Raw genomic sequence first — 23,019 nt, 5'->3', positions numbered from 1 at the left:
CCCTCATTCGCTTCTATTGGTGCCACCTTTTCTCGCGCTCTCGCGCCCAGTGACAACAGATGAACAAGGAATGCTATGACCCTCCGATTGTATGATCCACACGCCGCCCTGGCCTTGCTGGCCCTGCTATTGGGCGCCAGTCCCTGGGCCTGGGCACAGGCCGTCCCCGCCACTCAGGCGGTGCCCGCCGAGCTCAAGCTCGCCATCGGCAGCGAGCCTACCGAAGGCTTCGATCCGCTGCTGGGCTGGAGCCACGGCAGCTATCTGTTGCTGCACAGCCCGCTGCTCAAGCAGGGCGCCGAGCTCGACTGGCAGAACCTGCTGACCGAATCGGTCAGCCCGAGCCAGGATGGCAAGGCGTGGCGCATCCGCCTCAAGCCCGACCTGAAATTCTCCAACGGGGCACCTTTACGCGCAGAGGACGTGGCCTTCACCTACAACAGCGCGGCCAAGGGCGGTGGCAAGATTGACATGGGCAACTTCGCCGAGGCCCGGGTGGTCTCGCCGCTGGAGGTGGTCATCCGCTTGAGCGCCCCCCAGAGCACCTTCGTCAACGTGCTGGGGTCGCTTGGCATCGTCTCGAAGCGGGATTACGATCCCAAGGGCTACGCCCGCCAGCCCATCGGCGCCGGCCCCTACCGGTTGGTGAGCTTCCTGCCCGGCCAGCAGCTGGTGGTGGAGGCCAACCCCTATTACGCCGGTGGCAGCAATGACTTCAAACGGCTGGTGTTCGTCTTCATCGACGAGGAGAGCGCCTATGCCGCCGCCCAGAGCAGTCAGCTCGACGTGGTGCGTATCGCCCCCTCGCTGGCACCGACCGTGCCGGCCGCCCTCAAACTCTGGGTGCGCCCGAGCGTGGAGAACCGCGGCATCGTCTTCCCCATTCCGCCCGCCGGTACAAAGGATGCGAAGGGCTATCCCATCGGCAATGACGTGACCTCTGATGTGGCGGTGCGCCGCGCCATCAACTACGCCATCGATCGCAAGCTGCTGGCCGATCAACTGCTCGAAGGACACGCCATCCCCGCCTACAGCGCGGTGCAGGGTCTGCCCTGGTACAACTCAACGGTGGCCTTCAAGGATGGGGACCCGGCCCATGCCAAGGCCCTGCTGGAGGCGGCCGGCTGGACCTTGGGCGGCGACGGGGTGCGCCACAAGGGCGCCCAGCGCGCCGCTTTCACCCTCTGGTACACCAGCGGGGACAGCACCCGCCGGGACTTGGCCGAGGCGGTGCGCGCCATGCTCAAACCCATCGGCATCGATGTGAGCCTCAAATCCGGCAGTTGGGAGCAGGTGGAGCGGGAGATGCATGCCAATCCGGTGCTGATGGGCTGGGGGAGCCTGGATTCCATGGAGCTCTACCACCACTACCAGAGCGGCGCCGGTGGGGTCGAGTTCTATAACCCGGGCTACTACCGCAATGCCGTGGTGGATGGCCACCTCAAGCAGGCGCTCGATGCGCCCGACTGGCAGGCGGCGTTGCCGTTCTGGCAGCAGGTTGAATGGGATGGCAAGAGCGGGGCCGGAGTACGGGGCGATGCGGCCTGGGCCTGGCTGCTCAATGTGCAGCACACCTATCTGGCCAATGCTTGCGTCGATCTCGGCAAGGGGGCGCCGGAGATCCACGGCAGCTGGTCACTGCTGAACAACCTGCAGGCGTGGCGGTGGACGTGCCGTTGAGTTCCCCTTCGATGACGAGACATTGCGTCAAGGCCCTGCTGCGTCTGGCAGGGCTGCTCGCGCTGGTATCGCTCGCCACCTTCGTGCTGCTCAGCTACTCCCCCATCGATCCCATCAAGGCCTATATCGGCAACGATCTGCTGCACGTGCCCCCGGCCCAGTACGCGAATATCGCCGCCCGCTGGGGGCTGGATCAGCCGCTGTGGCTGCGTTACTGGCACTGGTTCGGCCGGGTGCTGCAGGGGGATCTCGGTTACTCCATGCTCTACAACGCGCCGGTGGCCGAGGTGATAGGCCAACGCTTTGCCGCCTCCTTCGCGCTGCTGGCGGGGGCCTGGCTGCTGTCAGGTAGCCTCGGCGTGCTGCTGGGACTGTGCGCCGGCCGTTATCTCAACCGCTGGCCGGACAGGCTCATCTGCCGCCTCGCTTACCTGCTCGCCTCCCTGCCCACCTTCTGGGTCGGGCTGCTGTTGCTGGCGCTGTTTGCGGTGCACTGGCCGATGCTGCCGGTCTGCTGTGCCTGGGAGCCGGGCCTCGGCGCGGACGAGGTGATGTGGGGCGATCGCGTGCGCCACCTCATCCTGCCGGTGCTGACCCTAGCCCTGCTCGGGATGGGCAACATCGCCCTGCACACCCGGGGACGGGTGGCCGAGGTGCTGGCGAGCGATTTTATCCGCTACGCCCGGGCCCAGGGGGACGGGGGTTGGCCCATGCTGCGCTTTCATGTGCTGCGCCACGCCCTGACCCCGGCGCTCTGCCTGCAATTTGCGTCCCTTGGCGAACTCATCGGCGGCTCCCTGCTGGCGGAGAAGGTGTTCGCCTACCCGGGACTCGGCCAGGCGACCGTGGATGCGGGGCTGCGAGGGGACATTCCCCTGCTGATGGGGATAGTGCTGTTTTGCACCCTGCTGGTGTTTCTGGGCAACGGTGTTGCCCGGTTGCTGCTGGCCCGCATGAACCAGGGCTGGGGGGATCATCATGCTGTTTAATCCGCTGCCCGCCTTGCTGCGGCTGGGGTTTGCCCTGATCGGCCTCAGCCTGCTGGCCTGTTACGGCTGGAGCCTGTCTGCTCAGGACGTGCCCATGGATCTGCTGGCCCGTCAGCAGGCACCCTCCCTGCTGCACTGGTTTGGCACCGATCAGATGGGGCGGGATCTCTGGCAGCGTGCCTTCCAGGGCACTCTCACCAGCCTGGATCTCGGCGTCAGCACGGCGATCTGCAGCGGTCTGCTGGCCATGCTGGCGGTCAGCCTCTCGCTGCTGCACCCCAAATTTGACGGTGCGGTGCGCCTGGTCATCGACGCCATGCTGGCGCTGCCCCACATGCTGCTGTTGATCCTCATCTGCTTCACCCTGGGGGGCGGCATGCACGGGGTGATCCTGGCCGTGGCGCTGACTCACTGGCCCAAGCTCGCGCTGATCCTGCGGGCCGAGGCCAGGCGCATCGCCTGCAGCGACTACGTGGTGCTGGCCCGCTGCCAGGGCATGGGGCCGCTGCGGCGTTGGTGTGTTCATCTGCTGCCGGGCCTGCTGCCCCAGTGGTTTATCGGTACCCTGTTGATGTTTCCCCATGCGGTGCTGCACAGCGCCGCCTTGAGTTTTCTGGGGTTTGGCCTGGCGGCCCACGAGGCGTCCCTCGGGCTGCTGCTGGCCGATGCCCTGCGCTATTTGGCGGGAGGCGGCTGGTGGCTGGCGCTCTTCCCCGGTCTGATGTTGCTGTTGCTGGTGCTGCTGTTCGATCAGGCGACCCGTGCCCTGCAACAGCTGTGGTTTGGGAGCAATGAAAGATGTTGAGCTTCGAGAAGGTCACCATAGCGGCGGCCCGCTACAACTGGCTGGGACGCCGGCAGTGGCAGCCGCTGTTGAGCGAGGTCAGCCTGCAGCTGGCGCCCGGCGAGATAGTGGCGCTGGTGGGGGGCAGCGGCGAGGGCAAGAGTCTGTTGCTGCAAAGCGCCCTCAGTCTGCTGCCGGACAACCTGCGCATGAGCGGCACCATCACCCTCGACGGCGCCCCCTTGTGCGATCAGAGTCGGGCCCGCCTGCGCGGCCACACCCTCTGCCACGTGCCGCAGGGGGTGAGTGCCCTCAATCCACTGTTGACGGTGGAGCGCCAGCTCGGCCGTGCCGCCCGGCTGTGCGGCCAGAGCGGCTCGCGCGAGCAACTCAGCCAGCAGTTGTCGCGATATCAGCTGCCCCCGGCGACCCTGATGCAGTACCCGCGCCAGCTCTCCGGCGGCATGGCCAAGCGCATCCTGGCCTGCGCCGCGGCGCTGAGCGGCGCCCGTTTCATCCTGGCGGACGAGATCACCGCCTGGCTCGATGAGCCGCTGGCGTGCCAGCTGCTGACTCAGCTGCGCGAGCTCGCCCGGGGCGGCAGCGGCATCCTCTGGGTCACCCATGACTTGGCACTGGCGGCCCGTTTTGCCGATCGCATCGTCCTGCTCCATCAGGGGCGGGTGAGCGATACCCTGAGCAGCCAGCAGCTGCAGGCCGGGCAGGGCAGCGCCATGCTGCGAGCCCAGTGGCAGGCCCTGCCGGAATATCACTCGCTGTTTGCGGCGAAGGAGGCGTGCTGATGTTCGAGGTCCGGGATCTGAGCATCCAGCAGGGGGGGAGCCCCCTCTGGCAGGGGTTGACGCTGGCGGTCAAGGCGGGGGAGCGGCTGGGCATCTCGGCCCCGAGTGGCTATGGCAAGACCACGCTGGGGCGGGTATTGGCGGGCTGGCAACCGGCAGGGGAGAGCGGCAAGATACTGCTCGATGGCGCCCCCTTGCCAGCGCGGGGCTACAACCCGGTGCAATTGATCCCCCAGCACCCTGAGCTCAGCTTCAACCCCTATCGCAGCACCGGTCAGGCGCTGTGGGATCTGTGGCGCCCCGATGAGGCCATGCTGGCGCGTTTTATGGTCAAGCCAGAGTGGCTGTCTCGCAAGCCGGGCCAGCTCTCCGGCGGCGAGCTGGCCCGCATCGCCCTGCTGCGGGCGCTCGATCCCCGCACCCGGCTGCTGATCGCCGACGAGGTGACCGCCCAGCTCGATCCACACATTCAGCGCCAACTCTGGCAGGAGCTGATGCGCGAGTGTGAGACCCGGGGCCTTGGCATGCTGATCTTCAGCCATCAACAGGCGCTGCTGCGCCAGATCTGCCACAGGGTCATCCGCTTTGGCGATAAGCAGCACGCGCCTGTCGTCATGACTTCCAGCGCGGCCTGAGGGCTGGTCCCCTCATCCCCGGCCCTTCCTCCATCGGTTGGCGGGCAACGATAATCCTCGTGCACAAGATACTGACGCAAAAAAGGGAGGCTGATGCCTCCCTTTTTATGTGTTAATCCACCGCCTGGTGGTCAACGGGGCATCAGGCGCTGGCGAGCCAGTTGAGCCAGGCGTCCATCCCTTCTCCGCCGGTGGCGCTCAGCTGGATCACCTGGATGTAGGGGTTGACCCGCTTGGCGTTCTCGATGCAGCGCTCGACGTCAAAGCTGACGTGGGGCAGCAGATCGGTCTTGTTGATGATCATCAGCTGGGCGGCGGCGAACATGTCCGGGTATTTCAGCGGCTTCTCCTCCCCCTCGGTGACCGAGAGGATGGCGACCTTGTACTTCTCGCCGAGATCGAAGCTGGCGGGGCAGACCAGGTTGCCCACGTTCTCGATAAAGAGGATGCCCCCTTCATTGACGGGCAACTGGTGGCAGGCGTCGTGCACCATCTTCGCATCCAGGTGGCAACCCTTGCCGGTGTTGATCTGGATGGCGGGCACCCCGGTGGCCCGGATGCGATCCGCGTCGGCGCTGGTCTGCTGATCCCCCTCGATCACGGCGCAAGGGCGCTGGCCCTCGAGCCGGCGCAGGGTCTCGCACAGCAGGGTGGTCTTGCCCGAGCCGGGGCTCGACACCAGGTTCAGCACCAGTTGGCGGGCGGCCTCGAAGTGGTCGCGGTTGTGGGCCGCCAGCTTGTTGTTCTTGTCCAGCACGTCCATCTCGATGGCGATCAGCTGACGCTGGCCCATGCCCGGCACCGACAGGCCCGCTTCCCCCTTGCCGTAGTGCAGATCACCCTGCGGATGTTGATGCTCATGATCGTGGTCGTGCTCATGATGGTGATCATGTCCATGGTTGTGCTCGTGGTCGTGCCCATGATGGTGATCATGTCCATGGCTGTGTTCACGGTCGTGCTCATGATGGTGATCATGTCCATGGCTGTGCTGGTGGGAATTATCATGCGCATGTTCATGCGGCTGAGCAGCCAGGGTGGGGGCCACGCCGTGGTAGTGGTGATGAACATCCCCCTGGTGGTGATAGTGGTGGTGGATGATCACCGTCCGGGCGCTGTGTTGCTCCCGATGGGACTGATGCTGATGATCCTGATGGTGGTCGTGAGCATGCTCATGTGCATGGCCGTGATGATGTTCGTGCTCATGGGCCTGTTCATGGTCGTGCCGGTGTTCATGATCCTGGCCGGCGATCCGCGCCTGGCCGCATCCGCATACGCTACACATATCAACTTACCTCGATGTCGGTGATGCGCAGGTTATCACCCTGCGCGACTCGCAATTTGTATCCGCCACACTCCGGGCAGGCCTGGCCGCGTTCGCTGAGGGCGACCGTCTTGCTGCAGTCGTAACACCAGCCCTCGGCCGTCTGGTGCTGAAAATGCAAGCTGGCCCCCTCGGCGGCCGTGCCTTTGGCGGCGGCTTCGAAGCAGAAGGCGATGGTCTCGGGGTCGACGCAGGAGAAGCTGCCGACCTCCAGCCAGAGCGCGGTGACCTTGGTGAAACCGCGCTGGGCGGCCTGCTCGGCAGCCAAGTCGATGGCGGCCGTGGCAAGGGACATTTCGTGCATGCTGTGAACTCCTTGCTAAGGGGTGGGGAGAGGAACGTTCGCTCCCCGCCGCGAGTATACATTCGCTCGGCGACTCGCCTGATCGCCGGGCTGCCGCTCAACAGATGCGGGGCAGCAGCTCCCCCTGCGGCAGCTCCAGATAACGGCGACTGCCCCAGGGGTTGCTCAGGATCACCTTGTGCCGGGCGCTCTCCTTCACCACGCCGATCTGGCTGGCATTGGGATTGAACGCGCGCAATATCGCCAAAGCGTCTTGCGCCTGTTCGGCAGGCAGGGCCAGCACCATGGTGCCCTCGTTGGCGAGATCATGGGGCTCGAAGCCGTAGAGTTCGCACAGACCGCGCACCGGATCGCACACCGGAATGGCAGACTCCTCCAGCTCGATGGCCACACCGGAAGCCGTGCTCCATTCATTGAGCACGGCGGCCAGCCCGCCCCGGGTGGCATCGCGCAGGGCATGAGGGCGAATGTCCGCCTTGAGCAGGGCTTCCACCAGAGGCCAGAGGGTGGTGCAGTCACTTTCGAGTGTCGAGCCGAGCTGCAGGGCATCCCGGGCCATCAGGATGCAGGCGCCGTGGCTGCCGATATCCCGCGACACCAAAATGGCATCCCCGGCCTGGAGGTTTCGCACCGAGATGCCCTTGCTCTGTTCGGGCAGGGGGAAGCTGCCGACCCCGCTGGTGTTGATGAAGATCTTGTCCGCCGCGCCCCTCGGCACCACCTTGGTGTCGCCGCAGACGATGCGGGCGCCGCTCTTGGCAAGCTCCAACGCCATGGACTCGACGATGCGGGCGAGGTCTGCGTAGGGGAAACCCTCCTCGATGATAAAGCCGCAGCTCAGATACTCGGGTTTGGCCCCCATCATGGCGAGATCGTTGACCGTGCCCGCGATGGCCAGCTTGCCGATGTCTCCGCCGGCGAAGAAGAGCGGGGAGACGGTAAAGCTGTCGGTGGTGAAGGCGATGGGGCCTCGTACCGGCAGCAGGGCGGCATCTTCACCGCGCAGCAGGATCTCGTTGCCAAAATGGTGGAAGAACAGCTGGTTGATCAGCTGGTTCATCTCCACGCCACCGCCGCCGTGGCTCAGTTGAATGTCTCTCATCGGGACTGGCTCTCCACAAGGTTACCGAAACAGGTTGGTTCATCTCCACACCCCATACCGGCCCCCTGGCTTGACTGGATTTCTCTCATTGCTCCTGGATCCCCATATAGCGGTAGTAGGCGTTGCAGGCTCCCTCGGAGCTGACCATGCAGCTGCCCATGGGCTGGGTCGGGGTGCAGCCCCGGCCAAAGACCTTGCACTGGTTTGGCTTGGCCAGCCCGCGCAGAATATCGGCGCATTGGCACGCCTTGTGATCGTCGATGGGGCTCTGGCTGAGCTGGAAGTGGCGCTCCGCATCGCGCGCGGCGAAGGCATCGCGCAGGCGCAGGGCGGAGGCGTTGATGTCCCCGAGGCCCCGCCAGCGAAAGTGCTCGCGGGTCTCAAAATACTTGTCGACCAGACGCTGGGCGGCCCGGTTGCCGCTGGCGGTGACGGCGCGGCTGTACTGCACCTCCAGCGCGCAGCGTCCCTCCACCTTCTGGCGCACCATCATCAACAGCGCCTCCATCACATCCACCGGCTCGAAGCCGCTCACCACCACGGGTACCCGGTAGCGCTCGACGATCGGCAGGTAGATGTCGGCGCCGGTGATGACGCTGACGTGGGAGGGACCGATGAAGGCGTTGACCTTGGCCACCCCGTCGGCCATCACCGCGTGGATGGCGGGGGGTACCAGCACATGGTTGATGTGAAACAGCAGGTTGTTCACCCCCTGCGCCTCGGCCGCAGCCAGCAGCGCGGCGGTCATGGGGGTGGAGGTCTCGAAGCCGATGGCGAAGAACACCACGGTGTTAGCGGGATTCTCCTTCGCGATGCGCAGGGCATCGAGGGGGTCATAGACCGGGCGAATGTCGCTGCCTCTGGCGCGCTGCTGGGCCAAGGAGCCTTTGGAGCCCGGCACCCGGATCATGTCCCCCAGGGTCACCAGAATGACATTGGGCTGGCTGGCCAGCTCGATGGCCTGATCGATGCGCTCTTTCGGCATCACGCAGACCGGGCAGCCGGGGCCGTGGACGAACTCGATGCACTCCGGCAGCAGTTGGGGCAGGCCGTACTTCATGATGGTGTGGGTATGGCCGCCGCACACCTCCATCACCCGCAGGGGCTCTGGCAACGCCTTCGCCAGCTCGGTGATTTGGGCGGCGAGGGCGCGGATCACCTGGGGCTCACGAAAACCCTGAAACAGATCGCTCAAGGTCAGCATGGCAAGATGTCCTGTGCAGGCATCAGGGCCACCATCTGCCGGAAGCTCTCCAGGCTGGCTTGGGCCTCCTCCTCGTCAATCTTGCTCATCACGAAGCCGATGTGGAGCAGCACATAGTCCCCCAGTGCCAGCGGCTCCTCGAGCAGCATGCAGCTGACCCGGCGCTGCACCCCCAGGGTGTCGACGGTGACGCAGTTATCTTCGGGGTGCAGTTGCACCACCTGGGAGGGAATGGAAAGGCACATGAGAGACTCCTAAAGGACGGGGGAGGGGGCGGCCCTCTCCCTCGCAAGATGATGAATGGCAAACCAGAGCTGGCCTGCGGCGATGCCGCCGTCGTTGAGTGGCAGGGTGTGGCTGGTCAGCACCTCCCGCCCTGCCTGTTCCAGACGGGGAATGAGCTGGTCCATCAGCACGCGATTCTGGAAGACGCCGCCCCCGAGCGCCACAGGGTGGCTGGGGAAACGTTCGGCAAGCTGAGCGATGAGCTCAGAGATGGCATGGATAAAGCCGGCGGCGAGGCTCGCCACCGCTACCTTGTGGCGTCGTTCGAGCAGCTCGGCAATGAGCGGCGCCCAGTCGACGAGCAGGGGGCCGTTGGTCTGCTCGGTGAGCGCGAACGAGAGCGGCCAGGGCTCGCTGCCCGGGGCGAGTCGCAGGGCGGCGGCCTCCAGCAAGAGCCCGGCTTCCCCTTCGTAATCCGGTTCGTCGACTAGGCCCAAGAGGGTTGCCACCGCGTCGAACAGCCGACCCATGGAGCTGGTCTGGGGGGCGTTGCGACCGAGGCGCCACAGCTGGTGCAGGTTATTGAGGCGCTCGGCCGGTATTTGGCTTATTGCGGGAAGGTCGAGGGCGGCTATCTGATCGGGCGCATGGTATTCAAACAGCAGGCCCAGCAGCTGGCGCACCGGCTCGCGAATGGCGGCCTCGCCGCCGATCAGTCGAAATGGCTTGAGGTGCGCCACCCGTTCAAACCCCTTCACATCGGCTACCAGCAGCTCGCCGCCCCAGAGCGTGCCGTCATCCCCGAGGCCGGTGCCATCGAAGGCGAAGCCGAGCACAGGCCCGGTATGGTTGTGCTCGGCCATCACCCCTAGCAGGTGGGCGTGGTGGTGCTGCACCTCGAGGTGGGTTGCCCCCTCTGCCGCGCAATAGGTCTTGGCCCACTGATGGCTGAGATAACTGGGGTGGCGGTCCGATACCAGGGTGCTCGGCTTGAGATCGTAGAGGGTGCGGAAGGTCTCCAGGGTCTGCTCGAAGTGCTGCTGCATCGGCAGGCTGTGCAGATCGCCGATATGGGGGCTGTAGATCCGCTGGCGACCGAAGGCGAGCGCGAGCTGGTTCTTCTGCTGGGCACCGACCGCCAGCAGGGGCTGGGTCACAGGCTCTGGCAGACTGGGAGTGCAGGGGGCGTAACCACGGGCGAGGCGCAGGATCTGGCGCCGACCGCCTGCCCACTGCACCAGGCTGTCGTCGCAGGGGCGCACTATGGGGCGATCGTGATCCAGGATGCCGTCTATCTGGGCGCCAAGCTCGGCAATCACAGCCTCGCACTTAATCAAAATGGGGCTGCCACGGCCGTTGGCGCTGGTGGCCACCAGCGGCATGGCGCAGGCCTCCAGCAGCAACTGGTGCAAGGGGGTATAGGGCAGCATGACCCCGAGATAGGGAATGCCGGGGGCAATGCCCTCGGCCAGCGGCTTCGCCGCTGACGGCAGTTCATCTTTCGGGCGCTTTTTCAGCAGGATGATGGGGCGCGGCTGGGATTGCAGCAGGGCCCACTCGGCCTCACCACCGGCGACATGCTGTCTGGCCTCTTCCAGCGAGCCCATCATCACCGCCAGGGGCTTGCGGGTGCGGCGTTTAAGCTGGCGCAGCCGCGCCACGGCCTGCTCGTTGCGGGCGTCGCACATCAGGTGATAGCCCCCCATCCCCTTGACCGCAATCAGCGACCCCGCTTGCAGGGCGTGGGCCGCCTGTTGCAGCGCCGCCTCTCGGCTTGCCAGTACCTGGCCGGCACCGTGGCGCCAGCAAAGCTGCGGGCCGCACTGGGGGCAGCTCACCGGCTGGGCGTGGTAGCGCCTGTCCAGCGGATCCTCATAGGCGCGAGCGCAGCGCGGGCACATGGCGAAGCCCGCCATGGCGGTGTGGGGTCTGTCGTAGGGGAGGCGGCGGATGATGCTGTAGCGCGGGCCGCAGTGGGTGCAGTTGGTGAAGGGGTAGCGGTGGTGGCGATCGAGGGGATTGGCGATGTCCCGGGCGCAGGCCTCGCACATCCCCTGATCCGGCGAGATGGCGACCGTGGCCGCGCTCTGCTGCTGGCTGGCCCTGATATGAAAGGGGCCATCAAAATCGGGGTCCGCATCAAGGGGCAACTCCCGCTGCTGGAAGCTGTCGATGCGGCTCAGGGGCGGTGCCAGCTCGCGCAGTTCGCGGGCAAAGGCGGTCAGCCGGGCCGGGCTGCCTTGCGCCCCTATGGTGACGCCGCTCGCATCGTTGAGCACATAGCCGGTGAGCCGGTGGTCGAGCGCCAGGCCGTAGACGAAGGGGCGAAAGCCGACCCCCTGCACTATGCCGTTGATCTGAAATTCGAGGCGCAGCGGGGCGGGCTCTGGGGCCGCCGGCGAAGGCTGAGTGTCTGGGGCAACTTGTGCTGTCATAGGACCTCTTCGCCAGTTTGGGGCAATCGCAGCACCCGCCTGTCGTTCTCTTCCCGCCGCACCCAGCCATCCATCTCCATGCGCAGGCAGAAGGGGATGGCGTATTTGCGTGACAGACCGGTGATCGTCTTGAGTGCGCCCATGTCGATCAGATCCCCGACCCGCTGGCCTGCCAGCACGGCCTGTACCATGTGGTGATAGAGTTCGGCATCGTAGTAGATGGGTCCTTCCAGCTGTACCAGGTATTTGAGCCTTGCCAGATTGCGCAGCTGCTTTTGCAGTGCGCCCTTTTGCTGCAACCCCTGAGGCAAGGTGAGCGCGAGCACCGGGTCTATCTCCACGCCGCCGGGGCCCAGTTTACCGGGCTCATACCCCTCCTTGCCTTGATCTCGCACCAGTTTGAGTACCAGCCGCGCCTCTTCTCCGAGCTCGTCTTCCGACTCGCCGCCACCCGGCTGCCACTTCTCGTGATGCAGGCGGATCTGCTGCTCGGCCTTGAGTCGTTGCAGCAAGCGCTGGATGAGTGGCGGCGGGAGGCGCAGCTTGCCCGCCAGCTCGGCGGCGCTCAATGGCTGCTGTGTCAGCGCGGCCAGCAGCGCGGCGCGGCTATCCGCCAGCCAGTCGTGGTGCATGAGCCAGTCCCCATCTTGCACTGTGCCTGCGGGCGGCTCGGCAAACTGGCTGGCAGGGGCATAACCATCGAGCCCCAGTTGCAGGGTGGCAGGGTTAACCCCTGCGAGATCCCACGGCAGCGCCCCCAGCAGGGCGTGCAGCGCCTTGCGTCTAGGGGGATGGATGTCGCCGCACCAGAGGATGCGGGCGCCGTGCAGCAACTCGCTGCTGCCGTGGCGAATGATGGCAAGGGGCTGGCCGAAGAAACAGGGGATGGGGCTGGCAAACAGCAAGCGGGCGAGTCGGGTGTGCTTGATGGGCACGCACCGGGCCCGGCCATGCCAACTGCCCAGCGCCACCTCGACTTCTCGATGACGCGGCTCTTTCTCCGCCCGACCGCCCTCTTCCAGCCGGACGATCAGATGGGTTGCCGCCTCGCAGTGAGCGTCTTCACTGCTGAGGCAGTGGCCACGGGTCACCTCTTTATGGGGCACTTTTTTAAGGCCCACCGCCACCCGGCAGACGGCGCCAATCTCATCGACGCTGTGGTGGTAGGCCTGCAGGGAGCGTATCTGCACCTCACGGTTGGCGGGATAGAGCCGCAGCTTGTCCCCCACCCTGAGCCGCCCCTGTTGCAGGGTGCCGGTGAGCACGGTACCGGTGCCGCTGGCGGTGAAAACCCGGTCCACATAGAGGCGCGGTGGAGCCTCTTCACGATAGCGGCGAGGGGCTTGCTGCTCGCGCACCGGCGGCGCATGCGCCACATCGGCCAGCTGGCGGACGATGGCGGCATGGAGCCCGTCGATGTTCTCGCCACTCTTGGCGCTGACGCAGACGATGTCCGGCACCATGCCGCTCTCGTCCATCACCCGCTCCAGCAAGGCTTCTTCCAGCAGCGCCAGTTCTTCTTTGTTTATCAGATCGCACTTGTTGATGCACACCAGCAGGCGCGGCACCCCCATGGCCTTGAGCAGGCGCAGGTGATCGCCGGTCATCGGCATCCAGCCCTCGTCGGCGGCGATCACCAAGAGCACCAGATCCAGGCTCCAGAGCCCCGCCACCATGTTGCGGATGTAGCGCTCGTGGCCGGGCACGTCGATCACCCCTATGGTATTGCCCTGACCGTCGTCGAAGTGGGCGAAACCGAGATCCTGGGTCATGCCGATGGCCTGCTCGTGGGCGCGGGCGGTGATGATGCCGGTGAGGGCCTGGATAAGCAGCGTCTTGCCATGATCCACGTGGCCGGCGAGGCCGATGACGGCGCGATAGGGGCTCATGGGATCAGGGTGCCTCGTGCGAGATGCTCAGGGGATGGCTTGTCTGGGGTATTTCTGTGGTGTTTTCTATGTCTTTTGCTGGCTTTAATAGCGTCTTTAACTGCGAAACTAGCACATTCATATCCTCTTCCAGCAAGGAAGCCATGTTGAGCAGCACCTGCTGCTGGCGCACGGTGGCGATGACCGGCACCGGCAACTCCCGCAGGGCATCGAGCAGCTGCTGGGCCGGGCGCGGATCGAGACACACCAACGCCGGCGCCGGGTAGAACTCGTCCGGCAGGGTGCCGCCGCCCACCACCAGCTGGGCGGGCACCTGGGCAAAGCAGCCGGGCAGGGCGGCCATCAGCCGATCGGCCCGCGCGTCCATGGCGGCGGGGTTGCTCAGGGTGCGCTGGGCGATGCCCTCGCCAACCGGGGACTTGTTGAGCTTGTGGATCAGCAGGCGCTCCAGCAGGGAGTAGACGATACGGCTGGGGCGGAAGGTGCGCATCATGGGGTGTTTTTCGAGCAGTGCGATGAGATCGGCGCGGCCGCCGATGATGCCGCACTGGGGCCCCCCCAGCAGCTTGTCGCCGGAGTAGCAGACCAGATCCGCCCCCGCCTTGAGGTATTGGCGCACCGAAGTCTCGTCCGGTGCGAAGGTCTCGATGGTGAGACCGGAGCCCTGATCCACCGCCAGCACGACGTGATCGGGCAGGGCGCTGGCGACCTCGCCGATGTCGGGGGATTCGGTGAAGCCGCGAATGGCGAAGTTCGATCTGTGCACCATCAGCACCAGCGCCGTCTGATCCGTGATGGCATCGAGGTAATCCTGCGCCGTGGTGATGTTGGTGGTGCCCACCTCCACCAGGGTGGCGCCGGACAGCGCCAGGATATCGGGGATGCGAAAGCCGCCGCCAATCTGGATCTGCTCGCCGCGGGAGACGATCACCTCGCGCCCGCGGGCGATCTCCTGCAGCAGCAAAAAGAGGGAGGCCGCATTGTTGTTCACCACCAGCGAGTCTTCGGCCTGGGTCAGGCTGGCGAGCAGGGGGGCGATCAGCCCCTTGCGTCCGCCGCGTTTGCCGGTGGCGAGATCGAGTTCGAGATTGTTGTAACCGGTGTTGAGCTCGCGCACCTCGTCCCACAGTTCGACGCAGAGCGGCGAGCGCCCCAAATTGGTATGAACGAGCGTGCCGGTGGCGTTGATCAGCCGGGTCTGGCGCTGGCGTACCAGGCGCTGGCAGCGGGCGACTATCTGCGCCTCCAGGCTGGCCGGGTCTATGCCCGTTTGTGCGAAAGCCCTCGCTCTGGCGCAGCTCGCTCAAGGTGCCCCGCACCGCCTCGGTCACCAGGGGGCGGCTCAAGTCGGCGATATAGGGCGCGAGAAAGGCTTGCTGCAGCAGCTGTTCCACTTGCGGCAGGCGATGGCATGGCGGCTTGGTGTCGGAGGGGGCGTCGCTGGTGTGGGGCTGTGACTGGTTCGGCATGGGGCTACCCGGACTGTGCTGGTTGATGCACACCGGTTGGCCGATAAGGTGACCGAATGAGTGGGGTATTTCGGGCAGGCAATCCAAATCGAGAATTAAATATCAATTCAGGCTGGCAGATTAATTGCAGACCGAGAAACCATTCATTCAATTATATTGGCAAGCGGTATGGCGTCGATGTATCCAATATAGGGAAGTGGCGGAAGAGGCAGGAATCGAACCTGCCCGAGCCTTCTCGGCTCACATCGGTTTTGAAGACCGAGGAGGCCACCAGACCCCATCAACTTCCACTCAGGCCGCCATTCTGGGCAAAAACGCTCAGGCTGACAACGCTTTTTTAGCCATAAAAAGGCGTTATTCATACTAATTTGAAGAGAGTTGTTTTATATCAAAAACAGCACGATTAGCCCGATGTTTTTATTTTAACATCGGGCCTTTTTTATATTCTTGCAAGGCTGCTTTTAACAAGCCGGTAAATATTTAGTCCTGTGCGTTGGTCATATTCCACTGCTCGAGCCGGGTTATTAACAGCTCGGTATCCTGCGCCACGTCCAACTGCTGGTGAAGATGATCCATGGCGCCGCTCACCATCTCTGTCATGGGGAAGGAAAAGGCCACTATGGCGGGCTGTACCCCGACGAAGATCACCTCGGGCACGAAGGTCTTCAGCTCATCGATGAGAAAATTGAGCGGCATGTTGTGGGTCGAGAAGATGAACATCTCGGCGATGGTCTCGGGCGGGATCACCCTGAGGGTCCCCGCCTTCTCGCCAAGCTCGGCGGCGTCCACCAGCAGCACCCGCTGGGGTTGCAGCTCCCGCACCCGGTGCACCACATTCTCCGGCGCTATGCCACCGTCGATGTGCAGCCAGCCGGGCTGGGGGGCAGCCTGCAGCTTCTCCGCCAGATAGGGGCCGGCGCCGTCGTCCCCCATCATGGCATTGCCCACGGTCAACACGAGATTGCGGCTCATCAGCGGCTCCTTATCATCAGGTACATATGGGGATCGTTATACAGCGCGGTGAGCTGGTCCATGAAGGTGTCGGTCCAGCCCCGCTCCTGTTCACCGAGCAGCCCCTCGTTTTTGCGCAGCTTGTCGAAGGCGCAAGCCAGCATGTGGCAGTGCTCGCGGTAGACGGTGATCTCGCCAAAGGTGAGAAAACCCTCCATCTTGCGGCGCGCCTCGCTGCCTGCGGGGAGTTTGCCGATCCAGTCCCGATAGCCCGCCAGCGGGCAGACCAGATCGGCGCTCAGGCAATCGACGATGCCGAGGTGATGGCCGATGGCGAGGCTGTAATACATCACCTCTTTCGCCTCTTCGGGCACGTCGAACTGCTCGTCCACGAACTTGCGGGAGAGACGATAGAAGAAGACCTCATCAGCCATGGGCCGCCACTCCTTTGCCGGCCGCCCGGTTGAGGCAGGCGTTGGCCAGGTTGTTGACGATTTCACCGAGGCGCGGGTCGTCGTGCTGGGCCAGATAGCCCTGGATGCGCAAGTCCACGTCCTGCTGGGTGGCCCCTTCCAGCAGCGCCATGAACTCGTCGGCGATGATGCGGCCCTGGCGATAGCCCGCCATGCGGCGCGCCTCGCGCTCTATCATCACCCGAATTTCAGCGGGGATGCCGGTGTGGCGCAGCTCGACCCGCTCGCCCGCCTGCACCTCGTGGCTGGTGGCTTTCAGCTTCTGCTCGAGCAGGCCGAGGGCCACCGCGAAGCCGTAGATGGTGGCCGCCGGGGTGGGGGGGCAGCCGGGAATATAGACATCCACCGGCACTATCTTGTCGGTGCCGCCCCAGACGCAGTAGAGATCGTGGAAGATGCCGCCGTCACAGCCGCAGGCGCCGTAGGCGATGCAGATCTTGGGGTCCGGCGCCGCCTCGTAGGCGCGCAGGGCCGGCACCCGCATGGCCCGGGTCACGGCGCCGGTAAACAGCAGGATGTCGGCGTGGCGCGGGGAGGCGACCACCTTGATGCCGAAGCGCTCGGCATCGAACAGCGGGGTGATGGTGGCGAAGATCTCGATCTCGCAGGCGTTGCAGCCGCCGCAATCCACCCGATAGACGTAGGCCGAGCGGCGAATGTCCTTGAGCAGTGTCTTCTTGAGGCGCGTTATCTCGGGATCCTGCACCAGCGGCACGGCGCGGCTGTGGGCATCGCCGACAATGGGTTCTATGCCTTTGATTTGGCTCATCAGATCCACTCCTGTTGGGCAGTTGACCGAGCGGGCTGGTGCAACATGCTCTGTTTGCGTTTGCAGTCGGGGCAGTGGTGCAACCGCTCCGGGTGGGCCAGCGGCTTGGCTGCCTGCGCGAGGGTGTCTTCCACCAGCGCCACCAGCCTGGCCGGGGCGAAGTAGCTGCCGCACAGCGCGCAGGGGGCCAGCGGGAAGCGGGCCTCCTCGTAGAGGTCCGCCTTGTTGGTCACCGCCAGCTCGAAGTTCGGGGAGAGGGCGATGGCGTGGGTCGGGCACACCTCCTCGCAGCGGCCGCAGAAGATGCAGCGGGCCAGGGAGAGCTCCCAGCGCCGCTCGCCGGTCTCCATGTCCACTTCCATGATGAGGGCGTTGGCCGGGCAGGCCTTGGTGCAGGCGGCGCAGGCGATGCACTGATCTGCCTGGTATTCCGGCTTGCCACGAAAGTCCCGGTTCACCTCGAAGGGGGCGAAGGGGTACCTGGCGGTCGGCGTGCCGGCCCGAAGTATGGTCTTGAACAGCTTGATCATGATGACCCCTTATTTGAGCGGAGAGTGCTTGCGGTCGATGCCGTAGCGCTCGATCTCCTTGTAGGAGACCACGGTGGACTTGCCCTTCTTGGGGTCGACCAGGGTGACCCTGTCGGTGCAGGAGTAGCAGGGATCCAGGCTGCCGATGATAAGCGGCGCATCCGCCACCGTGTTGCCCCGCAGCATGTAGCGCAGGGCGGGCCAGTTGGCGTAGGTGGCGGCGCGGCAGCGCCAGCGAAACAGCTTCTGGTTGTCCCCGGTCATGCTCCAGTGCACGTTCTCGCCGCGGGGCGCCTCGGTGAAGCCCAGCGCAAACTTGCCCGGCTGGTAGCTGAAGCCTTCGGTGAGCAAGGGGCCTTCCGGCAGGTGGTTGAGACCGAACTCAATCATGTCGAGGGAGTCGTAGAGCTCGTGGATGCGCACCAGCACCCGGGATTGCACGTCGCAGCCCGCCAGCGTCTGGATCTCCATGGGCAATTCCCGGTAGGCGGCGAAGTCGTGGACCCGGCGCACGTCGCGCTTGAAGCCGCTCGCCCGCACCATGGGGCCGACGCAGCTGAAGTCTCGCGCCACTTGTGGATCCAGCCGGCCAATCCCCACCAGACGGGAGGAGATGTTGGCGGTGTCGAGCAACATGGCCACCAGGGGTTTGAGCTCATCGCGGAGCTCACGCACCAGCTGGGCGCCCTTGATGCGATCTTCCTTGAAGATGTCCCGGCGTACCCCGCCAATCAGATTGAGGCCGTAGGTCTTGCGGGCGCCGGTGAGCAGCTCGGCCAGGGTCATGGATTTTTCCCGCACCCGGAAGAACTGCATGAAGCCGGTGTCGAAGCCGGTGAAGTGGCTCGACAGGCCGATGTTGAGAATGTGGCTGTGCAGGCGTTCGACCTCCAACAGCACGGCGCGGATCATCTTGGCCCGCTCCGGCACCTGGATGCCCATGGCGTTCTCCACCGAGGTGGTGTAGGCGACGCTGTGGGTGAAGCCGCAGATGCCGCACACTCGATCGGTCAGAAACGCCACCTCGTTGTAACCCATGCGGGTCTCAGCCAGCTTCTCCATGCCGCGGTGGACATAAAACAGCCGGTAGTCGGCATCGATGATGTCCTCGCCATCGACGAACAGCCGGAAGTGGCCCGGCTCGTCCGAGGTGATGTGCAGCGGGCCCACCGGCACGATGCGATTGGCATCGCTCCCCAGCTCGTTGACGAAGGGGTAGGTCTCGGTCTCGGAGGTGGGCATGGGGCGCTGGCGATAATCCATGGCGTCCTTGCGAAGGGGATGAAGATCCTCGGGCCAGTCGTCCGGCAGCACCAGTCGCCGCTCGTCCGGCAGGCCGACGGCCCGCAGGCCATACATGTCGCGGATCTCCCGCTCGCCCCACACCGCCGCCGGTATGGTGGGGGTGATGGAGGGGTATTCCTGCTCCACTGCGTTGACCAGTACCTTGACGGTGATCCAGCTCTTGGTGTCCCCCTCCATGGAGAAGACGTGGTAGACGGCGAAGTGACCGTTGAGGCTGCGCTCGTCGTTGGCAAAGGAGACCGACAGCCAGCCGCCGAGTTTGTGGAACAAGATGCTGGTGAGGGCAATCAGGTCGGTGGGTTTGACGGTCAGGGTGGCCTGATCGGCGGTCTGCCACTGCTCGTCGGTGATGGCGTGGGGCAGTTGCTGTCGCAATTGCTGGATATGGTCGCAGCCGATGCGATCCGGGATGGCGATGGTCATGCAGTTCTCACTTTAAAATCGGAAAAGGTGAAATCGGAAAAAGCGGCGATGAAGGCGGGCATGGCTTATACCCCGACCAGATAGGCGAGCAGGGCCAGGAGGGCCAGTGCCAGGCCATGGCGGGTCAGCCTGTGGGTGCGCACGAACTGGGTGCGGGCCATGGCGTTTTCGATGATGCCGGCGAGGGCAAAGGCCACTACCAGCTTGCACAGCAGGATGAGCGCGGCCATGGCGAGCGCCGGCAGACTCCAGTTCGCGGCCTTGCCGAAGGGCAGGAAAATCACCAGGAACAGTTGCACCACCACCAGCTGCTTGAGGCCGAGGCCGAGTTTGAGCAGGGCGAGCCCGGCGCCGGAATACTCGGTGAGCGGCCCCTCCTGCAGCTCCTGCTCGGCTTCCGCGCAGTCAAAGGGCAGCTTGCCCATCTCCACGAAGACCGCGAAGGCGCAGGCGGCGCCCGCCAGCAGGGTGGCGATCGGGGCGGCCAGCGGCTGGGTGGCGACATAGGTGCTGATGTTGCCGAGATCCGAGCTGCCCACCATCATCGCCATGATGAAGCAGGCCAGCACCAGGATGGGCTCGACCAGGATGCCGAGGGTCAGCTCGCGGCGGGCACCTATGCCGGCAAACATGCTGCCGCTGTCGAGCCCCGCCAGGGAGAAGAAGAAGCGGAAGATAGCGAACAGGTAGATGTCGGTGATGAGATCCCCGGCGATGGGGAAGGGGGACTCGTGGGTCAGGGTTGGCAGCGCCATCCCGACCAGCAGCAAGGCGGCGATCAGCACCGCCGGCATCAGGTTGAAGAGGATGCCGGCGGGCTCGGGGGTCACCTCCTGGCGGCGCAGCAGTTTGCCGATATCCCGGTAATCCTGCAGCAATCCCGGCCCCTGGCGCGAGTGCATCTTGGCCCGCAGCACCCGGTTGAAACCGGTGGCGAGCGGCGCCAGCGCCAGCATGGCGATGGCCTGGGTGAGAGCGAGGGCAACCATGCCCCAGCTGGGTATGTCGAGAGCAGGCATCATTGAACTCCAACAGCCATCAGGATAAAGAGCGCCAGCACCAGGCCATGCAATAGCCAGCCAGCGGCGGACGGCGATTCACTCACCCCCTGCAACGGGGTGGCCAGGTCGAGGCGCGATTGTTTGCGATAAAGTGGCGCACAGATCTGGCGCAGGGTGTGGGTGACGCCGCCACTGGTCAGGCTCATGCGCTCCTCGTAGGCGTAGCCACAGGCCCAGGGGGTACCGGCGTGGCGACGACCGAGCTTGGGCCCTTTGAACAGGGCCAGGATCAGCAGCGGTATGAAGAAGAGACCCACCAGAGTGATGGCAATCACCGGCGGAGAGAGGATCGCCTGACTGCTGTCGAGTGGCAGCAGGGTCGCGCCGCTCGCTACCTGGCTGGCCAGCTGATCGGCGACAAGGGCCTGGCCGTAGCCGTTGACCAGGGGGGCAATCCAGGGGGCACCGAGGCCCAGCACCAGACAGACGGCGGCCAGCAGCATTGTGCCTGCCACCATGGTGCCGGGCACTTCGCGAGCCTGGCTCGCTTTTTCGCTGCGCGGGGCGCCGCAGAAGCAGATGCCGTACACCTTGACGAAACACATCACCGCCATGGCGCCGGTCACCGCCAGCATCACCACCGCCAGCGGCGCAACGATGGAGGTGCCGAGCTTGGTCATGCTGAGCAGGGCCTGATAGATGAACCACTCACTGACGAAGCCGTTGAGCGGCGGCAGCGCCGAGATGGCCATGGAGCCGATGAGAAACGCCAGCGCGGTCCAGGGCATCAGCTTGGCGAGGCCCCCCATCTTGTCCATGTCGCGGCTGTGCAGGCGGAACATGACCGAGCCCGTGCCCATAAACAGCAGGCTCTTGAAGATGGCGTGGTTGAGCAGGTGATAGAGGGCGCCGAGCAGCCCCAGCACCACCAGGGTCGGTTGCTGGTTGGCGAGGCCAATCATGCCGATCCCCATCCCCATCAGGATGATGCCGATGTTCTCCACCGTGTGGTAGGCGAGCAGCCGCTTGAGATCGTGCTCGGCCAGCGCAAACAGCACCCCGAGCACCGCCGAGCAGGCGCCGAAGATCAGCACCATGTAGCCCCACCAGAGCTGGCTGGCGCCGAGAAAGTCGATGGCGACCCGCAGAATACCGAATAGACCGAGCTTCACCATGACGCCGGACATCAGCGCCGAGATATGGGAAGGGGCGACGGGCTCGGCCACCGGCAGCCAGCCGTGCAGGGGCACGAAACCGGCGCGCAGGCCAAAGCCGCAGAAGCTGAGCAGGAACACCAGCGACGCGAGCGTCCCGGCCAGGTGCTGTTCACGCAGGGCGCTGAACTCCAGGCTGCCGCTCTCACGGCAGAGCAGCCAGAAGGCGATGAGCACCAGCGCCATGCCGATATGGTTCATCAGAAGGTAAAGGCGGCTCTGTTTGGCGGCCTCCGGGTTGCGCTTGACCAGCCAGTAGCTGGTGAGCGTCACCAGCTCGTAGCAGAGCAAAAAGCCCAGCGCGTTGTCGGCCAGCACCATGGCCACCATGGCGAACAGAAAGAGGTTCATCAGCACGCCAATGCTGACATCCCCCTTGCCCTGGTACTCCTTGATGTAGGCAAAGGAGTAGAGCGACACGGCGACCCCAACGAGGGTGATCACCAGCAGCATCAGCGCGGCCAGCATGTCGAGGTGTACCGAGCCCAGCAGCCAGAGCGCGCCGTCGAGGGTGGCGCCATGAGTGAGGGTCTGGATGGAGACGACGACACCGGCGAGGGATCCCAGCAGGGCGAAGCCGCCGTTGAGGCGATTGGCGAGGGGGGCATTGCGTAGCAAGCCGCCCGCGGCGGCGCCCAGCAGCGCGCCCAGCAAGAAGAGCAGCAGGCTGCCCAGTAGAAGAGGGGGCAGCATCAGCATTCTCCCTGTGAGGTTGAAGCGTGAGAAGCCGCCGATGCAGAGAATGCGGGGGCCCCTTCTGGATGGGATTGGGCAGCCTGCAGGCGACGCTCACGGGCCGCGCTGGCACAGATGTTGTCGTTGACGAGAGTCAGTGCCTGGGAGGGGCAGGCCTCGAGGCAGGCCGGGCCCGCTTCACGAAAGGCGCAGAGATCGCATTTGACCGCGATGCTGCGCACGCCGGGCTCCCAGCTCAGCAGGTCTTTCCCAAAGCAGCCGAGGCCCGCCGAGGTGGAGGGGTTGCTGGAGCGAATGGAGCAGGGGATATAGCTGTCATAGCTGGTGGCCATGGCCACCGGACGGCTGCCACCGCTCTGGATGGCGCCGAACGGGCAGGCCACGGCGCAGAGGTTGCAACCGATGCAGAGCGACTCGTTGAGCTGCACGGCATCGCCGGTCTGGCGGATGGCCTCGACCGGGCACACCTTGATGCAGGGGGCATCGTCACAGTGACGGCACTGCACCGGCATGGTGGCCTGCTCGTGTCGCATGACGGTTAATCGGGGGGCTTGCTGCAAACCCTGGGCCTTGTGCACCGTGCTGCAGGCGGCCATACAGGTGCCACAGCCGATACAAAGCGCAGGATCAGCGATAACGAAGCGGTTCATAGCCTACCTTGTCGTGTCGCGAACGGAGAAAGTAGGGGCAGGTTGGCAAGATGCGGGCCAAATCGGGTTTGGCGATAAAAATGAACGCAAATAATTGTTTTATAATGAATTTAATTGTTGTGTCGGTGTGTGGCGATTGAAGGGGCGGGTGTCGAGCCGTGACGCTC

Annotated in this window: 21 protein-coding genes, 1 tRNA gene and 1 pseudogene; 6 read left to right on the top strand and 17 right to left on the bottom strand. The window is 64.9% G+C overall.

Going from position 1 to position 23,019, the window contains the following annotated elements:
* Window positions 1-75 precede the first annotated feature (75 nt).
* Genes ACZ9IL_RS09085 through ACZ9IL_RS09065 form a run of 5 tightly spaced genes read left to right on the top strand, consistent with a single transcriptional unit; the run spans window position 76 to window position 4,891 of the window.
* Window positions 76-1,680 (top strand): ABC transporter substrate-binding protein, encoded by a 1,605-nt coding sequence (locus tag ACZ9IL_RS09085; RefSeq protein ID WP_476003215.1) that lies wholly within the window; start codon window positions 76-78, stop codon window positions 1,678-1,680.
* Window positions 1,665-2,669 carry an ABC transporter permease gene (locus ACZ9IL_RS09080; protein ID WP_476003214.1) on the top strand — a complete coding sequence of 335 codons (1,005 nt, stop codon included), beginning with the start codon at window positions 1,665-1,667 and terminating at the stop codon, window positions 2,667-2,669. The genes ACZ9IL_RS09085 and ACZ9IL_RS09080 overlap by 16 nt, the downstream gene beginning before the upstream one ends.
* Window positions 2,659-3,474, top strand: coding sequence for an ABC transporter permease (locus tag ACZ9IL_RS09075; protein WP_476003213.1), 816 nt, complete (start codon window positions 2,659-2,661; stop codon window positions 3,472-3,474). The genes ACZ9IL_RS09080 and ACZ9IL_RS09075 overlap by 11 nt, the downstream gene beginning before the upstream one ends.
* Window positions 3,468-4,256 (top strand): ATP-binding cassette domain-containing protein, encoded by a 789-nt coding sequence (locus tag ACZ9IL_RS09070; RefSeq protein ID WP_476003212.1) that lies wholly within the window; start codon window positions 3,468-3,470, stop codon window positions 4,254-4,256. The genes ACZ9IL_RS09075 and ACZ9IL_RS09070 overlap by 7 nt, the downstream gene beginning before the upstream one ends.
* Complete coding sequence (locus tag ACZ9IL_RS09065) at window positions 4,256-4,891, top strand: ATP-binding cassette domain-containing protein (protein WP_476003211.1); 636 nt, start codon at window positions 4,256-4,258, stop codon at window positions 4,889-4,891. Before ACZ9IL_RS09070 ends, ACZ9IL_RS09065 begins: the two co-directional genes overlap by 1 nt.
* Window positions 4,892-5,033: 142 nt before the next feature.
* On the opposite strand, the gene hypB is transcribed toward ACZ9IL_RS09065, so the two are convergent.
* On the bottom strand, window positions 5,034-5,924 hold the full coding sequence (gene hypB, locus ACZ9IL_RS09060; protein ID WP_476005329.1) for a hydrogenase nickel incorporation protein HypB: 891 nt from the start codon (window positions 5,922-5,924) through the stop codon (window positions 5,034-5,036).
* Here hypB and ACZ9IL_RS09055 point away from each other — a divergent pair.
* Entirely contained in the window at window positions 5,811-6,197 is a 387-nt protein-coding gene (locus tag ACZ9IL_RS09055; RefSeq protein ID WP_476003210.1) for a hypothetical protein, read from the top strand. The genes hypB and ACZ9IL_RS09055 overlap by 114 nt on opposite strands.
* Here ACZ9IL_RS09055 and hypA read toward each other — a convergent pair.
* The 16 genes and pseudogenes from hypA to ACZ9IL_RS08975 all read right to left on the bottom strand — a co-directional run bounded on the left by hypA (window position 6,175) and on the right by ACZ9IL_RS08975 (window position 22,852).
* Window positions 6,175-6,516, bottom strand: a complete 342-nt coding sequence (gene hypA / locus ACZ9IL_RS09050; protein ID WP_476003209.1) for a hydrogenase maturation nickel metallochaperone HypA — start codon at window positions 6,514-6,516, stop codon at window positions 6,175-6,177. The genes ACZ9IL_RS09055 and hypA overlap by 23 nt on opposite strands.
* Before the next feature lie 97 nt (window positions 6,517-6,613).
* Window positions 6,614-7,618, bottom strand: a complete 1,005-nt coding sequence (hypE, locus tag ACZ9IL_RS09045) for a hydrogenase expression/formation protein HypE (RefSeq protein ID WP_476003208.1) — start codon at window positions 7,616-7,618, stop codon at window positions 6,614-6,616.
* Window positions 7,619-7,703: 85 nt separating this feature from the next.
* On the bottom strand, window positions 7,704-8,822 hold the full coding sequence (hypD, locus tag ACZ9IL_RS09040; protein ID WP_476003207.1) for a hydrogenase formation protein HypD: 1,119 nt from the start codon (window positions 8,820-8,822) through the stop codon (window positions 7,704-7,706).
* Complete coding sequence (locus tag ACZ9IL_RS09035; protein ID WP_476003206.1) at window positions 8,816-9,067, bottom strand: HypC/HybG/HupF family hydrogenase formation chaperone; 252 nt, start codon at window positions 9,065-9,067, stop codon at window positions 8,816-8,818. The genes hypD and ACZ9IL_RS09035 overlap by 7 nt, the downstream gene beginning before the upstream one ends.
* A gap of 9 nt (window positions 9,068-9,076) precedes the next feature.
* Window positions 9,077-11,482, bottom strand: a complete 2,406-nt coding sequence (hypF, locus tag ACZ9IL_RS09030; protein WP_476003205.1) for a carbamoyltransferase HypF — start codon at window positions 11,480-11,482, stop codon at window positions 9,077-9,079.
* Window positions 11,479-13,371, bottom strand: coding sequence for a SelB domain-containing protein (locus ACZ9IL_RS09025; RefSeq protein ID WP_476003204.1), 1,893 nt, complete (start codon window positions 13,369-13,371; stop codon window positions 11,479-11,481). The genes hypF and ACZ9IL_RS09025 overlap by 4 nt, the downstream gene beginning before the upstream one ends.
* 4 nt (window positions 13,372-13,375) lie before the next feature.
* Window positions 13,376-14,840: pseudogene (gene selA / locus ACZ9IL_RS09020) on the bottom strand (L-seryl-tRNA(Sec) selenium transferase).
* A 197-nt stretch (window positions 14,841-15,037) separates the two neighbouring features.
* Window positions 15,038-15,129, bottom strand: a tRNA-Sec gene (locus tag ACZ9IL_RS09015).
* Between the two features lie 191 nt (window positions 15,130-15,320).
* On the bottom strand, window positions 15,321-15,812 hold the full coding sequence (gene hycI / locus ACZ9IL_RS09010) for a hydrogenase maturation peptidase HycI (protein WP_476003203.1): 492 nt from the start codon (window positions 15,810-15,812) through the stop codon (window positions 15,321-15,323).
* Window positions 15,812-16,225, bottom strand: coding sequence for a formate hydrogenlyase maturation HycH family protein (locus ACZ9IL_RS09005; protein WP_476003202.1), 414 nt, complete (start codon window positions 16,223-16,225; stop codon window positions 15,812-15,814). The genes hycI and ACZ9IL_RS09005 overlap by 1 nt, the downstream gene beginning before the upstream one ends.
* Window positions 16,218-17,033 (bottom strand): NADH-quinone oxidoreductase subunit B family protein, encoded by an 816-nt coding sequence (locus ACZ9IL_RS09000; protein ID WP_476003201.1) that lies wholly within the window; start codon window positions 17,031-17,033, stop codon window positions 16,218-16,220. Before ACZ9IL_RS09000 ends, ACZ9IL_RS09005 begins: the two co-directional genes overlap by 8 nt.
* Complete coding sequence (locus ACZ9IL_RS08995) at window positions 17,033-17,563, bottom strand: formate hydrogenlyase complex iron-sulfur subunit (RefSeq protein WP_476003200.1); 531 nt, start codon at window positions 17,561-17,563, stop codon at window positions 17,033-17,035. The genes ACZ9IL_RS09000 and ACZ9IL_RS08995 overlap by 1 nt, the downstream gene beginning before the upstream one ends.
* Window positions 17,564-17,572: 9 nt before the next feature.
* Window positions 17,573-19,291 carry a hydrogenase large subunit gene (locus ACZ9IL_RS08990; protein ID WP_476003199.1) on the bottom strand — a complete coding sequence of 573 codons (1,719 nt, stop codon included), beginning with the start codon at window positions 19,289-19,291 and terminating at the stop codon, window positions 17,573-17,575.
* Between the two features lie 65 nt (window positions 19,292-19,356).
* A complete protein-coding gene (locus ACZ9IL_RS08985) occupies window positions 19,357-20,310 on the bottom strand; it encodes a respiratory chain complex I subunit 1 family protein (RefSeq protein WP_476005328.1) in 954 nt (317 codons plus the stop codon).
* A complete protein-coding gene (hyfB, locus tag ACZ9IL_RS08980) occupies window positions 20,310-22,199 on the bottom strand; it encodes a hydrogenase 4 subunit B (RefSeq protein WP_476003198.1) in 1,890 nt (629 codons plus the stop codon). The genes ACZ9IL_RS08985 and hyfB overlap by 1 nt, the downstream gene beginning before the upstream one ends.
* Entirely contained in the window at window positions 22,199-22,852 is a 654-nt protein-coding gene (locus ACZ9IL_RS08975) for a 4Fe-4S dicluster domain-containing protein (protein ID WP_476003197.1), read from the bottom strand. The genes hyfB and ACZ9IL_RS08975 overlap by 1 nt, the downstream gene beginning before the upstream one ends.
* Between the last annotated feature and the right edge of the window lie 167 nt (window positions 22,853-23,019).

It is taken from the genome of Aeromonas sp. TECH754 (genome assembly GCF_056279295.1).
This window is presented reverse-complemented; position numbering and strand designations above follow the sequence as displayed.

Bases quoted from the DNA above. Each gene is read 5' to 3' on its own strand.
- ACZ9IL_RS09085 (WP_476003215.1), top strand. From the start codon at position 76: ATGACCCTCCGATTGTATGATCCACACGCCGCCCTGGCCTTGCTGGCC.
- ACZ9IL_RS09075 (WP_476003213.1), top strand. From the start codon at position 2,659: ATGCTGTTTAATCCGCTGCCCGCCTTGCTGCGGCTGGGGTTTGCCCTG.
- ACZ9IL_RS09070 (WP_476003212.1), top strand. From the start codon at position 3,468: ATGTTGAGCTTCGAGAAGGTCACCATAGCGGCGGCCCGCTACAACTGG.
- ACZ9IL_RS09065 (WP_476003211.1), top strand. From the start codon at position 4,256: ATGTTCGAGGTCCGGGATCTGAGCATCCAGCAGGGGGGGAGCCCCCTC.
- ACZ9IL_RS09055 (WP_476003210.1), top strand. From the start codon at position 5,811: ATGATGGTGATCATGTCCATGGCTGTGTTCACGGTCGTGCTCATGATG.
- hypA (WP_476003209.1), bottom strand. From the start codon at position 6,516: ATGCACGAAATGTCCCTTGCCACGGCCGCCATCGACTTGGCTGCCGAG.
- hypE (WP_476003208.1), bottom strand. From the start codon at position 7,618: ATGAGAGACATTCAACTGAGCCACGGCGGCGGTGGCGTGGAGATGAAC.
- hypD (WP_476003207.1), bottom strand. From the start codon at position 8,822: ATGCTGACCTTGAGCGATCTGTTTCAGGGTTTTCGTGAGCCCCAGGTG.
- ACZ9IL_RS09035 (WP_476003206.1), bottom strand. From the start codon at position 9,067: ATGTGCCTTTCCATTCCCTCCCAGGTGGTGCAACTGCACCCCGAAGAT.
- hypF (WP_476003205.1), bottom strand. From the start codon at position 11,482: ATGACAGCACAAGTTGCCCCAGACACTCAGCCTTCGCCGGCGGCCCCA.
- ACZ9IL_RS09025 (WP_476003204.1), bottom strand. From the start codon at position 13,371: ATGAGCCCCTATCGCGCCGTCATCGGCCTCGCCGGCCACGTGGATCAT.
- hycI (WP_476003203.1), bottom strand. From the start codon at position 15,812: ATGAGCCGCAATCTCGTGTTGACCGTGGGCAATGCCATGATGGGGGAC.
- ACZ9IL_RS09005 (WP_476003202.1), bottom strand. From the start codon at position 16,225: ATGGCTGATGAGGTCTTCTTCTATCGTCTCTCCCGCAAGTTCGTGGAC.
- ACZ9IL_RS09000 (WP_476003201.1), bottom strand. From the start codon at position 17,033: ATGAGCCAAATCAAAGGCATAGAACCCATTGTCGGCGATGCCCACAGC.
- ACZ9IL_RS08995 (WP_476003200.1), bottom strand. From the start codon at position 17,563: ATGATCAAGCTGTTCAAGACCATACTTCGGGCCGGCACGCCGACCGCC.
- ACZ9IL_RS08990 (WP_476003199.1), bottom strand. From the start codon at position 19,291: ATGACCATCGCCATCCCGGATCGCATCGGCTGCGACCATATCCAGCAA.
- ACZ9IL_RS08985 (WP_476005328.1), bottom strand. From the start codon at position 20,310: ATGCCTGCTCTCGACATACCCAGCTGGGGCATGGTTGCCCTCGCTCTC.
- hyfB (WP_476003198.1), bottom strand. From the start codon at position 22,199: ATGCTGCCCCCTCTTCTACTGGGCAGCCTGCTGCTCTTCTTGCTGGGC.
- ACZ9IL_RS08975 (WP_476003197.1), bottom strand. From the start codon at position 22,852: ATGAACCGCTTCGTTATCGCTGATCCTGCGCTTTGTATCGGCTGTGGC.